Consider the following 15,284-nt stretch of genomic DNA (forward strand, 5'->3'; position numbering starts at 1 on the left):
CGAGTCCCCGGTCAGCGCGCGAGCGCGGCCACGGTGAACTCCTCCGGGTACGGCGAGCGCGGCACGGCCTGCTCGACGCTGAGACTCCCGGCGGCGACCTCCCGGCACAGCTCGGCGACCAGCACCAGCTCCGCGCGCTGGTCCCGGACGAAGTCGCGGCCCACCGGGTCACCGTGGCCGGGCAGGACGATCGGCGCGTCCAGCGCGAGGATGCCGTCCAGCGCGGCCGGCCAGCTCTGGGGGAAAGCGTCGCCGAACTGTGGCGGCGCACCGTGCTCGACGAGGTCGCCCGCGAACACCGCGCCCGCGTCCGGGACGTGTACGACCAGGTCGTGGTCGGAGTGCGCGGGCCCGAAGTGCCGCAGGTGCACGCGGCGGCCACCGAGGTCCAGCTCGGCGCCGTCGTCGACCAGGTGGTCCGGCAGGACCAGGCGCACGGCCGCGACGCGGTCGCCGACCTCCCCCTCACCGCGTTCGCGGTAGCTCCGCGCCCACTTCTCACGCTGCTGCTCGCCCGTGGCCACCAGGTCGGCGTGGCAGCGCCGGTGCGCCCACACCGCGCAGGGGGCGAAGGCCTCGGTGCCGAAGCTGTGGTCGAAGTGGGAGTGGGTCAGCACCACCTGCCACGGCAGCGGCGTCACCTCGCGCACGGCTGCGGCGAGCTCCGCGCCCTGTCCGGCGTCCCCGCCCGTGTCCACGACCAGGCACGATTCGCCGCCCACCACGAGTCCGACCGACAGGTCCAGCTCCTGGTACCGCCGCACCAGCACGCCGTCCGCGGCCTCGATCCAACGTCCCATGACCCGACCTAAGCAGACCGACGAGGGTGTTCAACACCCTCCGCGCGCAGCCGGCGCCCAGCCCGCAGCACCGTTGTCCGCGCCAGCTCGTCGAGGGCGTCCACGAGCACGACGTCGGGCAGGAGGTCCGGAGGCGTCGCCTCCGCCGCGACCGACAGCTCGGTGCAGCCCAGCACGATCGCACCGGCCCCGCGCGACCGCAGGTTGGCCGCGACGTCCGCCAGGGCGGTCAGGTCGCCGCCACGGCCGGCCTTCACGCCGTCGTAGATGAGGGACGTCACGGTCGCCTGACCTGCGACGTCGGGCACCAGGGTCTTGATGCCGTGCGCGTTGAAGGCGTCCAGGTAGACGCCGGACGCGATGGTCCCCTCCGTCGCGAGGAGGCCAACGACGTCGGGCCGCGACCCGCTGAGGCGACCCGTCCAGGCGTCGCTCGACAGCACCGCGGACACCGTCACGTCCACCGCGGACAGCAGGGGGACCGGCGTCGCCGCGGCGATCGCGCCGGCGAACGCGTGCGCCGTGTTGCACGGCAGCACGAGAAAGTCGGCCCCCATCCTCGCGAGGCGCCGGGCGTCGGCGGCGAGCACGGGCGCCGGATCGTCGGCGGAACGGCGCAGGACGAACGCCGTCCGGTCCGGGACTGTCGCGTGCTGCAGCACCACCATGTCGACGTGGTCCTGGTCGCGTGCCGCGTCGGTCAGCCGGACCACGCGCTGCATGAAAAGGACCGTCGCGAGCGGCCCGACCCCGCCCAGTACCCCGACGAGCGTTCCCCCGGCCTCGCCCCCGGCCCCCGCGCCCGCGCCCGGCGCGCCGTCGTCAGGCAACATCACGCTCCGCGGACGGGAGGGGCTCCTCGAGCCCCGACTGCCCGCGGGCCCCGCCCGGCTCCTGCAGTGGGTGGTACTGCGCGAACTTGCGCACCTGGTTCAGCTCGGCGAGACGAACCCAGGCGTCACGGCGTGGCGACAGGTCCCGCTTGTACTTCAGCGGGTGCACGACGTGGGCGCGGCGCACGGTGGCGCGCACCGACTCGTCGTGCACGTACTTGTCGAGGAGGAAGCCCGGGACTATTCGGTACAGCACCTCCAGCGGCTCCATGAACTTCGGCCAGTGCCCGGTGAGATGGTCACCCATCCAGTAGGCGGCGGGGTTCAGCCCGCTCGCGGTCAGGTAGTAGTTCGACCGCCCCGTGCGCGGGTTCAGCTCCAGGAAATGGCCGACGCCGGTGCGCGGATCCACCTTCACGTCGAAGTTCGCGAACCCTGTCCAGCCCAGGTGCTCGACGATCCGGCGGGCGTCCGCCTCGACCTGCGCGAGCCTGCCGGTGAGGATCGCCGCCGGGTTCCCCAGCGTGCCGGGCGTGTGCTCCTCGAGCAGCACGCGACCGCCCCACGCCATGCGTACTGTGCCCGCGAGATCGGAGTAGGTGGTCATGATCCGCATCTGCGCGTCGTCGCCGGGTATGTACTCCTGGATGATCATCGGACGCCGGTAGCCCGCGTCCCCGGCTGCCTTGAGGAGCGCGGCCAGCTCGTCGCGGTCCCGCACCAGGTGCACCTTCGCCTTGCCGCGGAACGACACCTGGTGCCACGCCGTGTTGTCGCCGGGCTTGGCGATGAGCGGATAGGTCAGGTCGAGCTCGCCGACCGGCTCCCCGCCGTCGCGCACCTCCGTGCGCGGGTGCGGGACGCCGATCTCGTGGCAGAGCTCGGAGAACCGCTGCTTGTCCATCACGTGGTCGAGCAGGTCGAGCGACGGGTAGGGGACGACCACGTCCCCCAGCCACGCGCGGTGCTCGGCGAGCGCCCGCACGTACCAGTCCACGCAGGTGAGCGCGATGACCGGGCCCGACGCCGTCGCGGCGAGGCGGCGGATCAGCTCGACCATGACGGCGGGGTCGTCGAGGCGCGGCTCGACGACGTTCCGGATGATGCTGGAGCGCGCGACGTTGGGCGTCGGGCGGATCGACACCACCGTCGACCTGACGCCGTAGCCCTCGTGGAAGGCGCGGGCGAGGCTGTAGGCGCCGGCATCGCCACCGAGGATCACCGGATGTACCGCTGGGTTGTCCGTCATGCCACCTCAGACGGGCAAAGCGGTCGGAAGGTTGTGCCCCGGAGCGGGTGAATTGGAAAATTCGGACACTTGTCGAGCGTGTCGGTCTGGAGTCGATCACGGCTGGAGTCGATCGCAGCCGGAGTCGGTCGGCCCGGTGAGAAGGTGCCAGGTGGGCCGAAATCCGTTCGGTTCAGCCCTGCCTAGTTCACCTCCGCTGAATAGTTCGGGGGAGGCGAACTGGGCGGGGCTGGAGCGCGCAAAGTTCAGCCCACCTGGCACCTTCTCACCGGGCCGACCGACTCCGGTCGGGTCCCGGTCGCGCGAAGTTCACCTTGCCGTCAGCGCCCGGCGCTTGCATGAGCTGACCGAGTCAGCAGCCAGCACGTAGCAGGTACGAGGAGACAACCATGCGCGGAAGAACCATCGTCGGCGCGGCCCTGGCGGCCGCGTCCCTGCTCGGAGGGCTCGCAGCGCCCACGTCCGCCACGCCCACGCCGGCGTCCGCCACGTCGCTCGGGGGCGGCGTCGACCTGGGCGAGCCGCACGACGCCGCGCACGCTCACAACGACTACGAGCACGAGCGTCCGCTCTACGACGCGCTGTCCCACGGCTTCACCAGCGTCGAGGCGGACGTCTGGCTGGTCGACGGCGAGCTGCTCGTCGCGCACGACCTCGTCGACGTCGACCCCGCCAAGACCCTGGAGAGCCTCTACCTCGACCCGCTGGAAGACCTCACGCGCGGCCGTGACCGGAGCGTCTACCCCGGCTCGGACGGCAGCCTCCAGCTCCTGATCGACATCAAGTCCGACGGCGAGCCCACCTACGCCGCCGTCCACGAGGCGCTCGCCGAGCACGCGCGGATCATGACGCGCTCCGTGTACGGACGGGTGCGGACCGGCCCGGTGACCGCCGTCATCAGCGGTAACCGGCCGCTGGAGACCATGCAGGCGCAGCCCGTGCGGTTCGCGTTCTACGACGGGCGGTCCGGCGACCTCGGCTCCGGCCTCCCGGCGAGCCTGATGCCGCTGGTCAGCGACAACTGGACCAAGCTCTTCACCTGGCAGGGCGAGGGCGCGATGCCCGACGCCGAGCGCGAGCGCCTGCACGCCTTCGTGGACCAGGCGCACGCCGCGGGCTACCGGGTCAGGTTCTGGGCCACACCCGACCAGCCGGGGGCCGCGCGCGACGCGGTGTGGACCGAGCTCGCCGACGCCGGCGTCGACCACATCAACACCGACGACCTGCCAGGCCTGGACGCCTTCCTCTCGGCCCGCTAGCGGCGGAGCTCTATCGCGGTGAGGCCCGCCAGGCTCAGGATCACGCGGTCGCCCGTGTCGACGATCGTCGCGAGCACCTGGTCGCAGCCCGCGCACCGGGCCACGAGCCCAGGCGCGTTGGTGTAGACCATGGCCTCGGCCATCGCCGACATGCGGCCGCAGCCGCCGCAGCGGGCGCGCGCCGCCGTCACATCGCCCGTGAACACCTCGGAGAGTGCGCCCGCGAGAACGTTGCCGTCGAGATGATCGGTCATCAGAGGCCTCCGAAGCGTTCGGTGTGGATGTCCGCCGCCGCGTGGCCGAGCTCCTGCAGCCAGCGGGCGACCGCCTCGACGAAGCCCGTCGAGCCGCAGACGTAGAGGCGCGGCCGCTCCGCCGCGGGGATCGTGCGGGCGGCGAGCGTCTCCTGGGTGAGCCGCCCGACGGGGTCGAGCCAGCCGTCCGGCGCCTCGCGCGTGTAGACGAGGTCCAGGCCGAAGGCCGGCCCGGCGAGCGCGGCGAGCTCGTCCGCGAAGAAGACGTCCGCCGGGGTGCGGGCCGAGTACAGCAGCCGGAACGGCGCGGCGTCGTCGGCGGTGCCGTGCGCGGCGGCCATGGCATACAGCGGGACGACGCCGGAGCCGCCCGCCACGAGCTGGACCGGACGGCTGCTCTCGCCCGGGCGCCAGACGAAGAACGCGCCCAGCGGGCCGTGCAGCTCGAGCTGGTCGCCGGGCCGCACCTCGCGGACCAGGAAGGGCGAGACCTCGCCGTCCGGCAGCTCGTCGACCGCGAGGACCACCTGCCCCTCCGGCGTCGACGAGGCTATCGAGTAGGACCTGCTGGCCTGGTAGCCGTCCGGGGCGGTGAGGCGCACGTCGACGTGCGAGCCGGCGTCGCTGCCCGGCCACGTGGGCACGTCGAGGACGAGCCGCGCGGCGGTGGTCGTCTCGTGGCGGGTCTCGGCGACTGTCGCGACGTGCCAAGCGGGGCGCGGCCGCGTCCGGCGGACCGGGGTCACGGGCTGGGCGCTCACCAGTACCGCTCTTCCTTCCACGGGTCGCCGTAGAGGTGGTAGCCGTACTGCTCCCAGAAGCCCGGGTCGTTGCTCGGCATCATCGTCAGGCCGCGCACCCACTTCGCGCTCTTCCAGAAGTACAGGTGCGGCACGAGCAGCCGGGCCGGGCCGCCGTGCTCGGGGTCGAGCGGCTCGCCCTCGGCCTCGGTGGCGATCCAGGCCTTGCCGTCCAGCAGGTCCTCCAGGGGCACGTTCGTCGTGTAGCCGCCGTAGGAGTGGGCCATGACGAACTCGTGCTCGGACTCGACGTTCTCGAAGATCTTGTCGAGGCTGACGCCGCGCCAGCCCATGTCGAGCTTCGACCAGTGGGTGACGCAGTGGATGTCGACCGTGACGTCCTCGACCCCGAGTGCGAGGAGCTCGTCCCAGCTCCACCGGTGGTCGGCGCCGGTCTCGTCCCGGACCGTGAACTCCCAGTCCGCGGTGTCGATGTGCGGGGTGGGCCCGGCGCTGAGCACCGGCCAGTCCTGGACCAGCGTCTGGCCGGGAGGGAGGCGCGCGTCCGGTTCACGTCGGCGGCCGGAGAAACCACGGGTGGCGAAGGACATGCTGACTCCCGTCCGGGCGATCGGGACCGGCCGACCGGCCCGACTCGATGGTGGGGACAGCGTATTGCCGTACCGCACCCCGTGGCGCGCGGAACCGGCTCCTCCCTGCGGGCGAATATTCGCGCCGGCCCCGTCCGCCGACGTCGTAGGGTCGGTGCCATGACCAAGGAGCCGCTCCGGCCGGACGAGCTGGAGGCCTTCGAGCGCCTCCGGCCGCGCCTCGAGGCCATCGCGTACCGCCTGCTGGGCTCGGCCGCCGAGGCGGAGGACGCCGCCCAGGAGGCGTTCCTGCGCTGGGCGGACGCCGACCGCGACCAGATCAGGGTGCCCGACGCGTGGCTGACCCGAGTGCTGACGAACCTGTGCCTCACCCAGCTCAAGTCGGCGCGCGCCCGGCGGGAGGTCTACGTGGGCCAGTGGCTGCCAGAGCCCGTGCTGGGCGGCGACCCGATGCTCGGCCCGGCGGACACCGCCGAGCAGCGCGAGTCCGTGTCGACGGCCATGCTCGTGCTGATGGAACGTCTCACCCCGAACGAGCGCGCCGTCTACGTGCTGCGGGAGGCGTTCGCCTTCTCGCACGCGGAGATCGCCGAGATGCTCGACCTCACCGAGGTGGGCAGCCAGCAGATCCTGCACCGCGCCAAGCAGCACCTGGCCACCGAGCGCAGGCGCGCCGACGTCGACCTGGCCGCCGCCCGGCCGGTCGTGGAGGAGTTCCTGGCGGCCGCCACGAGCGGCAAGATCGAACCGCTGGTCCGGCTGCTGACATCGGACGCCATGGGGATCGGCGACGGCGGCGGCAAGGTCCCCGCCCGCGCCCGGACGGTCTCGGGCGCCGAGGCCGTGGCCAAGTTCCTGCGCGGCCTGTTCCGGCCCGCCGAGGCCAAGCGGGCGGTCGTCGGCGGGAGCCCCGACATCTACGCGTGGACCGCCAACGGTCGCCCGGCGCTGGTCGCCGTCGTGAACGACGAGCTGGTCGGCGTCATGACCCTGGAGCCGACCGCCGAGGGGATCTCCGCGGTCCTCACCCAGGTCAACCCGGACAAGCTCGGGCGGGCCGCCCAGCAGTGGGCCGCCGCTGACCACGGGGAGCCGCTGCTCAAGGGGTGGTGACGCCGCCGCCCGCAGCGGAGTGACCGCCGTCACACGCGGCGGGTGTCAGGGATCGGGCCGCCGCCCAGTTCAGGAGGCAGATACCGTCCCACGACAGGAGCTGCACATGAAGCACCGCATTGTCATCCTCGGCGCCGGCTACGCCGGAGCGTCGGCGGCCGGCCGCCTGGCGCGGCGCCTGCACGCCGACGACGTCGAGCTCACCCTGGTCAACGCCGAGCCCGACTTCGTCGAGCGGGTCCGCATGCACCAGGTGGCCACCGGGCAGGAGCTCCGCCACCGGCCGCTGCGCGACGTGCTCGCCGGCACGGGCGTCACCCTGCGCGTCGCGCGCGTCACCGCCGTCGACGTCGACCGCAGGGCCATCTCTCTCGCGGGGCCGGACGGCGCCGGCGAGCTCAGCTACGACACGCTCGTCTACGCCCTGGGCAGCGCGTTCGACGACCACGGCGTGCCGGGCGTCGCCGAGCACGCCCACGAGCTCGCGAGCCGCCCCGGCGCGCTCCGGCTGCGCGAGCGCCTGGGCGAGCTCGCCCCCGGAAGCCGGGTCGTCGTGGTCGGCGGCGGCCTCACGGGCATCGAGGCGGCCAGCGAGATCGCCGAGGCCCACGCGGACCTGGAGGTCGCCCTGGCGGTCCGGGGCGACCTGGGCGACTGGCTCTCGCCGGCGGGGCAGCGGCACCTGCGCGGGACCTTCGGCCGCCTCGGCGTCACCGTCCGCGAGCACGCCGCCGTCGAGCAGGTTCGCGCCACCGAGGTGCTGACCGCCGACGGCGCCGCGCTCCCGGCGGACGTCACCGTCTGGACCGCCGGGTTCGCCGTGCACCCGATCGCCGCTGCCACGGCGCTGCAGGTCTCGCCGCGCGGGCAGATCGTCGTCGACGGCACGATGCGGTCCGTGTCCCACCCCGACGTGTACGCCGTGGGCGACGCCGCGCTCGCCGACGGCCCGCTGGGCAACCCGCTGCGGATGTCGTGCGCGTCGGGCATCCCCATGGCGTGGCAGGCGGCCGACTCCATCGCCGCGCGCCTGACGGGCGGCAAGCTCCCGGACATGCCGCTCGGCTACGTCCACCAGTGCATCAGCCTGGGCCGGCACGACGCCGTCATCCAGCTGGTCACCGCCGACGACCGGGCCAAGCCGGCCGCGCCGGGCGGCCGCCTCGCCGCCCGGTACAAGGAGCTGATCTGCAAGGGCGCGGCGTACATGGTCGCCCACCCGCTGCCCTACCCGGCCCGCCGCCGCCGCGTCCCGACCCGCCGAATCCCCGCCCTGACCGCAACCTGACGCCTGGTTGTGGGCGCGATCATTGCGCCCAAAGCGGGCGTGTTGTCGCAACGATCACGCCCACAACCATCGCGCCCCGCCTTCAGCCGCGTTGGACGAACTGCGGGTCGATGATCGCCGTCCGCTTTGCGCGGCGGGGGCGGGCCGCCGGGGAGAGCCGGGCGGCGCGGATCGGGCCCTGCAGCACCGGGTCGCCGGTCTCGTGCTGCCAGGTCGCGAGCCGTTCGGCGAGGTCCTTCTCCACCTCGGCGAGGGCCTCGCTCCCGGCGAGGTTGTTCCGCTCGAACGGGTCGGCGTCGAGGTCGTAGAGCTCGACCGGGGGACGCCGCGCGGCGTCGTCCACGCCGACGGCCGAGCCCGAGGCGGCGATGTCGCCGGGGAGCGGTATGGCCGGCCGGTCCTCGTAGCTGACTATGTACTTGTACCGCTCGGTGCGCACGCAGCGGATCGGGTCGTACTGGCGCAGGTCGTGCCAGTTCTTCTCGGCATAGACCGCCTCCCGCCGCGGGCCTTCGCCGCCGCCGCCGTCGACGGCCTCGACGAGCTCGGCCGCGAAGCTCGTCCCCTGGACGTTGCCGGGCACGGGCGCGCCGACGAGCTCGAGCAGGGTCGGCACCACGTCAACATGGCTCACGAGCCTGCGGCTCCGCGGCGTCGCGCGAGCCGTTCCCGTGGGCATCCGGACGATCAGCGCGGTCTCGATCCCGGCGTCGTACAGCGTGGACTTGGCCCGCGGGAACGGCACGCCGTGGTCGGTCGTGAAGATGACTATCGTGCTGTCGTCGAGCCCGAGCGCGGCGAGCTGGTCGAGGATCCGCCCGGTCGCGGCGTCGGCGTAGGTGACGGCGGAGCTGAAGCCGCGGAGGTCGTCGAGCGCCTCCTCCGTGTCGGCCAGGTGGTGCGGCACGTCGACGGCCATGTCCGGCGACGTCGGGAACCGGTGCTTGGGGAACGGCCGGTGGGGCTCGAACATCCCGACCACCATGAGGAACGGGTCGTCCTGCGCGGCCAGCGTGGCCAGCCGGTCCACCGCGAGCTCGGCGACGGCGGGAGCCGCCTGCCGGTCGGCGTTGAGGTCGAGGACCTCGTCGTAGCCGAGCGTCGTCGGGTCGGAGCTCTCGTGCTGCAGCCCGACGAGCACCGAGCGGTAGCCGTGCGGCGCGAGCAGCATCGGCAGGGTGTGCTCGTTCGCGTGGTACTCCCAGCCGAGGTGCGCCAGGCCCATGAGGCCGTTGCTGTGCGGGTAGCGCCCGGTGAACAGCGAGCCGCGTGAGGGGGAGCAGAGCGGCGCGGTGGCGAACGACCGCTCGAAGACGACGCCGCCGGTGGCCAGGCGGTCGACGTTCGGAGTACGCACGTGCTCGAGGCCGTAGGCCCCGAGGTGGCGGCCGGTGTCGTGCCAGTGGACGAGGACGATGTTCGGCGTCGCTGAACCCATGGAACGGAATCTACTCGCCCAGATTTCCCCCGCCCGGTGTCACTGGCACCGTCTACGCTGTCCGCCATGGACGACAGGCCAGTCATCCTCCTGGTCGTGGGCGAGCACGCCGACGTCGTCGAGCAGGAGTTCCGCGCCCGGTACGAACGCGACTACCAGATCGAGGTCGCCGTGGGCTTCGACGCGGGCCTGGACCGGGCGCGCGACCTCGTGCGCGAGGGCGCGCAGATCGCCATGGTCGCGTCGGAGCACCTTCTGGACGAGGGCACGTCGATCGAGTTCCTGCACCACGTGCCCGCGATCGTCGCGACGGCGCGGCGCGTGGCGCTCGTCTGGTTCGACGACTTCGCCGACGCCATCGACGACCTGCGCGCGGCGGCGCTCCGGCGGGACATGGACACGTTCGTCCTCATCCCGCGCGGCCCGCGCGACGAGGAGTTCCACACCGCCCTGATCGAGCTGCTGTCGGAGTGGGGGTGGTCAGTGGGGCGGCCCTTGGTGACCGTGACCGACGTCGTGGCGGAGCCGGGGGACCGGGGCGCGGCGGCGGTCCGGGACCTGCTGGAGCGCCTGGGCTTCCCCTACCGTTCGCTCGGGCCGGGCGACGACGAGGCGGAGGATCTCGTCGAGGCCGCCGGCGCGGGCGCCGAGCTGCCCCTGGTGCGTACCTTCACCGGCCGGGTGCTGTCCGCGGCGACGCCGGCGACGGTCACCGAGGCGATCTACGGCGGGTTCGACTCGATCCCTGACGGCGTCATCGCCGACGTCGCGATCGTCGGCGGCGGTCCCGCGGGTCTCGCCGCGGCTGTCTACGCGGCGTCCGAAGGGCTCGCCACGGTGATGCTCGAACGGGACGCGATCGGCGGCCAGGCCGGGTCGAGCTCGATGATCCGCAACTACCTCGGCTTCCCGCGGGGGATCTCGGGCATGCGGCTCGCCCAGAGGTCCCGCATCCAGGCCGGCCGGTTCGGCGCGCGTTTCTTCACCGGGCGCCCGGTGAACCGGATCGAGCCGGGCCCGGCGAACGAGCCCGAGCACCAGCACGTGCACGTCGCGGGAGCGCAGATGTGCGCCCGCACCGTCGTCATCGCGACGGGCGTGACCTACCGGCGCCTGGGCGTGCCCGGCGTCGACGACCTCGTGGGCGCGGGCGTCTACTACGGCGCGGCGACGTCGATGGCGCGCGAGATGCAGGACCGCGACGTCTACGTCGTCGGGGGCGGCAACTCGGCGGGCCAGGCCGCCGTCCACCTCGCCAAGTTCGCGGGCGCGGTGACGATAGTGGTGCGGCGCGCGAGCCTCGACGAGACGATGTCGGCCTACCTGGTGCGCGAGATCGAGGCGACGTCGAACATCCAGGTGTGGACCCGGACCGTCGTCGCCGACGGCGGCGGGGACGGGCGGCTGCAGTGGCTGCGGCTCGAGAACCTCGACACCGGCGAGCCCACCAAGACGCTCGCCGACGGCCTGTTCTGCCTGCTCGGCGCCGAGCCCGACTGCTCATGGCTGCCCGACGGCGTGGCGCTCGACGAGCGCGGCTTCGTCCTCACGGGCCGCGACGTGCCCCGCGAGGCCTGGGTCGACGGCCACCCGCCCGCCAGCCTCGAGACGACGGTGCCGGGCATCTTCGCGGTCGGCGACGTGCGCGCCGGGTCCATGAAGCGGGTCGCGTCGGCGAGCGGCGAGGGCGCGTCGGTGCTCCCGCTGGTCCACGCCCACCTGGCCGAAATCCGATCCCGCGAGTTCACCCCCTGACCGCCCCCGGCCCCGTTGAGTGCTGGCTATTTGTTGCCTGACAGGCCGAAACTCAACAAATATCCAGCACTCAGCGATCGGCCTGGTGGAGGCGGTCCAGTTCCGCGCCTACGGCTGTCATGCCCTGGGCCAGGGCGCGCAGGTCGTCGAGCGGTAGGCGCGCGAGGATGTCGTCGGCGAACTCGGGGCGCGAGGCGACGAGCCGCCGCATGGCGGACCGGCCGAGCTCGGTGGCGTGGACCCGGCGCACCCGAGCGTCGTGAGGATCGCTCGATCGCGCGACCATGCCCTGCGCCTCGAGCCGGTCCAGCAGCCCGGACATCGACGCCATGGACACCCCGAACGTCTCCGAGAGCCCGCTGCCGGTCATGCCGTCGTCCGTGGTGACCAGCATGGTGAGGACCTTGAGCTGCTGGATCGTGAGCTCCACGGTCAGCAGCGGGTTGAGCAGGGTCGGCAGCGCCCCGGACTCGAACGAGATGTTGAGATTCCGGATCCGCGCGGCCAGCCGCGCGCGCTCGTCGTCACCGGTCCCCGTCACGTGCCCACCGTAGTTGGTGGAGTGACCTCCGGCACGATTTACTTAGGATCTGCCTAACCTATTTACTTAGGATCGGGTTAAGTTTATCGTCCCAGGCATGACAACTTCACCCCCGGACGCCGCCACCTTCGAGGAGCTGGACGTCGCCGCGCTCCGCGCGAAGTACGCGGCCGAGCGCGACCGCCGGATCCGTCCGGACGGCGCCACCCAGTACCGCCGCGCGGCCGGCTCCTTCGGCTACTACGCCACGGACCCCTACACCCCGCGGGCTGAGCGCGAGCCGCTGACCGACTCGGTCGAGGTGCTCGTCGTCGGCGGCGGGTTCGGGGGGCTGGTCACGGGCGCGCGGCTCCGGCAGGCGGGCGTCGAGAACCTGCGGATGATGGACGAGGCCGGGGACTTCGGCGGCACCTGGTACTGGAACCGCTACCCCGGCATCCACTGCGACATCCAGTCCTACGTGTACATGCCGCTCCTGGAGGAGGTCGGCTCGGTGCCGGAGTGGCGCTACGCGCCCGGCGAGGAGATCCGGCAGCACGGCGTCGCCATCGCCCGGAAGTTCGACCTGTACCGGGACGCCGTCTTCCACACCCGGGTGACCGCGCTGGACTGGAACGAGGCGGCCGACGAGTGGGTGGTGCAGACCGACCGCGGCGACCGCATCCGCGCCCGGTTCGTGATCACGTCCTCCGGCACGCTCAGCGAGCCCAAGCTCCCCGGCATCCCCGGGATCGAGACGTTCCGCGGCCACACGTTCCACACCAGCCGGTGGGACTACGGCTACACCGGCGGCGACCAGTTCGGCGGGCTCACCGGGCTCGCGGACAAGAAGGTCGCCGTCGTCGGCACGGGCGCCACCGGCGTCCAGGTCATCCCGTTCGTGGCGCGCGACGCCGAGCACCTCTTCGTGTTCCAGCGCACGCCGTCGTCGGTCGACGTCCGCGACAACCGGCCCACCGACCCGGAATGGGCGGCGTCGCTGCGCCCCGGCTGGCAGCGGGAGCGCATGGACAACTTCCTGTCCGTCGTCTCCGGCGAGCCGGTCGGTGAGGACCTGACGCGCGACGGCTGGACCTCGACCGCGCAGCTCCAGCGCAAGATGATCACCGGCGCCCTCGACACGAGCGTGTCCGCCGAGGGGCGCGAGCGGATCGACGAGCTCGTCGACCTCGCCAAGATGAACGAGATCCGCGCCCGCGTCGACGAGGTGGTCACCGACCCCGCGACCGCCGAGCTGCTCAAGCCCTGGTACCGCTACATGTGCAAGCGGCCGACCTTTAGCGACGTCTACCTCCCGACGTTCAACCGGCCGAACGTCACGCTCGTCGACACCGCCGACTTCGGTGGGATCACCCGGATGACGGAGACCGGCATCGTCGTCGGCGACACCGAGTACGAGGTCGACTGCGTCATCTTCGCCACCGGGTTCGAGGTCGGCGTCTCCGGCGTGCTGTCCGGAACGATGCCCGTGACCGGCCGGGGCGGCCAGCCGCTGCTGGAGGCCTGGGGCCGCGGCCCGACGACGCTGCACGGGTTCTACAGCCACGGGTTCCCGAACCTCTTCCACCTCGGGTCCCTGCAGAACGCCAACTCCGTGAACTTCGTGCACATCCTGCAGGAGCAGGCCGAGCACATCGCCGCCGTCATCGCCGAGAGCCGCGCGGCGGGCGCCCGCTACGTCGAGCCCTCCGAGCAGGCGCAGGCCGACTGGTCGCGGACCATCCGCGAGTCCAGCCACGACAACAGCGCCTTCCAGGCCGAGTGCACGCCCGGCTACTACAACCGGGAGGGCGCCAGCGCAGGGCCCAGCTTCTCCTACGGGCCGGGGCCGGTCGCGTTCCACCGTTTGCTGCGGGAGTGGCGCGCGAGCGAGCTGGGCGACGTCCTGGTGGCGGCGGAGTGATGGGGTTCCGGGGGATGACAAGGCGATCCGGGGGCCTTCGGGTGCCGGGCACCACCGACGCCTACATGACCCGCAGCGGGGCGGCGGGCGGGTTCGTCTACGAGTTCGACGCGCTCGCCGAGGGCATCCGCCAGTCGAACGGCGGCTGACCCGCCGGGGCTCGCCGCAGGTCCGCTTCGAGCACAACGTTGCGCGTGCTTTCGACTCGAGAAGCGTGCGTAACCCTGTGCTCGAAGCGGACCTCCATCTCGGCGACCAAGGACACGAGCGCCGACGGCTGACGCGGACGGCGTCGGGTAGAAAAGACCCCATGGAAACCATCACCTCGGACGTCGTGGTCGTGGGTCTCGGTGGGTTCGGCAGCGCGGCGCTGTGGCGCCTCGCCGAGCGCGGCGTCGACGTCGTGGGGATCGAACGCTTCGACATCGGGCACAACCTGGGTTCCTCGCACGGTGTGACCCGGCTGTTCCGGGTCGCCTGCATGGAGCACCCGGGCCTGGCCGCCGTGGCGCGCAAGTCCCTGGAGCTGTGGACGGGGCTGGGGGAGCGGTACGGCGAGACGTACGTCGAGCAGATCGGGTGCCTGAGCGTGGGCCGCCCGGGCTCGCGGCCCGTCCAGGGCACAACGGTGGCGGCCGACGGCGCGGGGATCGCGGTGACGCACCTGACTCACGCCGAGCTGGTCGAGCGGTACCCGCAGTTCGCGGGCTACGACGAGGACGCCGTCGGCGTGCTCGACCCCGAGGGTGGCCTCTGCTTCCCCGAGCGCAACGTCCGGGCCCAGGTGCGCGCGGCCGCCGAGGCCGGGGCACGGGTGTACCCGGGCACGCGCGTGACGTCGGTCGAGCTGGTGGACGGCGGTGTGCGCGTGGTGACGCCGACCGTCGTCTTCGAGGCCGCGCAGGCCGTGGTCGCCGCCGGGGCCTGGAACGCGAAGCTCCTGCCCGGCCTGCCGCTGCGGCCGCGGCGTACCCCGCTGTACTGGTTCGCGCCGAAGGCGGACGCCACGGAATCGTTCGACCTGTCGGCCTTCCCGTCGTTCATCTACGAGCTCGCCGACGGCCGGAGCGTGTGGGGCCACGGGAGCGGCGACGGCTTCCACATCAAGATCGGGCTCGGCGACCACGGCTCCGACGACACCGACCCCGACGAGCTCGACCGCTACATCCACCCGCGCACCGACGTCGACCGGCTCGCCGACGCCGTCGCGACTGCGTTCCCGCAGGTGGACCCGGTACCGGTCAAGGCGATCCCGTGCATGATCACCAACTCGCCGGACGAGCAGTTCCTGGTCGGCCGGCCGGACGGCGACCCGCGCCTGGTCATGGCCGGCGGGGACAGCGGGCACGGGTTCAAGCACGCAGCAGGTGTGGGCGAGCTGCTGGCCCAGATCGCCGTCGGGGAGCAGACCTACGGCGACGTCGGCTTCATGGACCCCACCCGATTTGCGGGTTAGGTCACATTTTCACCGGGTGAAACCGCCACACACCGGATGTGGCG

General features: G+C 72.6%; 15 protein-coding genes. 7 read left to right on the plus strand and 8 right to left on the minus strand.

Annotation, left to right across the window (positions count from 1 at the left end; all coding sequences use genetic code 11):
* Positions 1-11: 11 nt before the first annotated feature.
* From ACFT2C_RS14935 to ACFT2C_RS14945, 3 genes are read right to left on the minus strand one after another with little or no spacing between them, the layout of a single operon-like run.
* Positions 12-800 (minus strand): MBL fold metallo-hydrolase, encoded by a 789-nt coding sequence (locus ACFT2C_RS14935; protein WP_377207844.1) that lies wholly within the window; start codon positions 798-800, stop codon positions 12-14.
* Positions 801-808: 8 nt separating this feature from the next.
* Entirely contained in the window at positions 809-1,633 is an 825-nt protein-coding gene (locus ACFT2C_RS14940) for an aspartate/glutamate racemase family protein (RefSeq protein ID WP_377207845.1), read from the minus strand.
* Positions 1,623-2,882 carry a carboxylate--amine ligase gene (locus ACFT2C_RS14945; protein ID WP_377207846.1) on the minus strand — a complete coding sequence of 420 codons (1,260 nt, stop codon included), beginning with the start codon at positions 2,880-2,882 and terminating at the stop codon, positions 1,623-1,625. Before ACFT2C_RS14945 ends, ACFT2C_RS14940 begins: the two co-directional genes overlap by 11 nt.
* A gap of 389 nt (positions 2,883-3,271) precedes the next feature.
* Between ACFT2C_RS14945 and ACFT2C_RS14950 the strand changes: the two genes are divergently transcribed.
* The gene (locus tag ACFT2C_RS14950) at positions 3,272-4,141 is read left to right on the plus strand and encodes a phosphatidylinositol-specific phospholipase C/glycerophosphodiester phosphodiesterase family protein (RefSeq protein ID WP_377207847.1); all 870 of its coding nucleotides are present in this window, start codon (positions 3,272-3,274) and stop codon (positions 4,139-4,141) included.
* On the opposite strand, the gene ACFT2C_RS14955 is transcribed toward ACFT2C_RS14950, so the two are convergent.
* From ACFT2C_RS14955 to ACFT2C_RS14965, 3 genes are read right to left on the minus strand one after another with little or no spacing between them, the layout of a single operon-like run.
* Positions 4,138-4,395, minus strand: coding sequence for a DUF6510 family protein (locus ACFT2C_RS14955; protein WP_377207848.1), 258 nt, complete (start codon positions 4,393-4,395; stop codon positions 4,138-4,140). The genes ACFT2C_RS14950 and ACFT2C_RS14955 overlap by 4 nt on opposite strands.
* Positions 4,395-5,156 (minus strand): ferredoxin reductase, encoded by a 762-nt coding sequence (locus ACFT2C_RS14960; protein ID WP_377207849.1) that lies wholly within the window; start codon positions 5,154-5,156, stop codon positions 4,395-4,397. The genes ACFT2C_RS14955 and ACFT2C_RS14960 overlap by 1 nt, the downstream gene beginning before the upstream one ends.
* Positions 5,153-5,746, minus strand: coding sequence for a molybdopterin-dependent oxidoreductase (locus ACFT2C_RS14965; RefSeq protein ID WP_377207850.1), 594 nt, complete (start codon positions 5,744-5,746; stop codon positions 5,153-5,155). Before ACFT2C_RS14965 ends, ACFT2C_RS14960 begins: the two co-directional genes overlap by 4 nt.
* A gap of 159 nt (positions 5,747-5,905) precedes the next feature.
* On the opposite strand from ACFT2C_RS14965, the gene sigJ reads away from it, so the two are divergent.
* On the plus strand, positions 5,906-6,859 hold the full coding sequence (gene sigJ / locus ACFT2C_RS14970) for an RNA polymerase sigma factor SigJ (RefSeq protein WP_377207851.1): 954 nt from the start codon (positions 5,906-5,908) through the stop codon (positions 6,857-6,859).
* Positions 6,860-6,965: 106 nt separating this feature from the next.
* Positions 6,966-8,147 (plus strand): NAD(P)/FAD-dependent oxidoreductase, encoded by a 1,182-nt coding sequence (locus ACFT2C_RS14975; protein ID WP_377207852.1) that lies wholly within the window; start codon positions 6,966-6,968, stop codon positions 8,145-8,147.
* 82 nt (positions 8,148-8,229) lie between these two features.
* Here the strand turns inward: ACFT2C_RS14975 and ACFT2C_RS14980 are convergent, their stop codons facing one another.
* The gene (locus ACFT2C_RS14980) at positions 8,230-9,585 is read right to left on the minus strand and encodes a sulfatase (protein ID WP_377207853.1); all 1,356 of its coding nucleotides are present in this window, start codon (positions 9,583-9,585) and stop codon (positions 8,230-8,232) included.
* A gap of 66 nt (positions 9,586-9,651) precedes the next feature.
* Here ACFT2C_RS14980 and ACFT2C_RS14985 point away from each other — a divergent pair, with 66 nt between their 5' ends.
* A complete protein-coding gene (locus ACFT2C_RS14985; protein ID WP_377207854.1) occupies positions 9,652-11,340 on the plus strand; it encodes an FAD-dependent oxidoreductase in 1,689 nt (562 codons plus the stop codon).
* A 70-nt stretch (positions 11,341-11,410) separates the two neighbouring features.
* Here ACFT2C_RS14985 and ACFT2C_RS14990 read toward each other — a convergent pair whose 3' ends face one another.
* Entirely contained in the window at positions 11,411-11,881 is a 471-nt protein-coding gene (locus ACFT2C_RS14990; RefSeq protein WP_377207855.1) for a MarR family winged helix-turn-helix transcriptional regulator, read from the minus strand.
* A gap of 97 nt (positions 11,882-11,978) precedes the next feature.
* Between ACFT2C_RS14990 and ACFT2C_RS14995 the strand changes: the two genes are divergently transcribed.
* From ACFT2C_RS14995 to solA, 3 genes are all read left to right on the plus strand, one after another.
* Positions 11,979-13,784: a flavin-containing monooxygenase gene (locus ACFT2C_RS14995; RefSeq protein WP_377207856.1), complete on the plus strand. Its 1,806-nt coding sequence runs from the start codon at positions 11,979-11,981 to the stop codon at positions 13,782-13,784.
* Positions 13,785-13,798: 14 nt separating this feature from the next.
* A complete protein-coding gene (locus tag ACFT2C_RS15000; protein WP_377207857.1) occupies positions 13,799-13,933 on the plus strand; it encodes a hypothetical protein in 135 nt (44 codons plus the stop codon).
* Between the two features lie 161 nt (positions 13,934-14,094).
* Complete coding sequence (solA, locus tag ACFT2C_RS15005; RefSeq protein WP_377207858.1) at positions 14,095-15,240, plus strand: N-methyl-L-tryptophan oxidase; 1,146 nt, start codon at positions 14,095-14,097, stop codon at positions 15,238-15,240.
* Positions 15,241-15,284 lie beyond the last annotated feature (44 nt).

The sequence above is a fragment of the Promicromonospora sp. NPDC057138 genome, from assembly GCF_042670845.1.
Classification (GTDB): domain Bacteria; phylum Actinomycetota; class Actinomycetes; order Actinomycetales; family Cellulomonadaceae; genus Promicromonospora.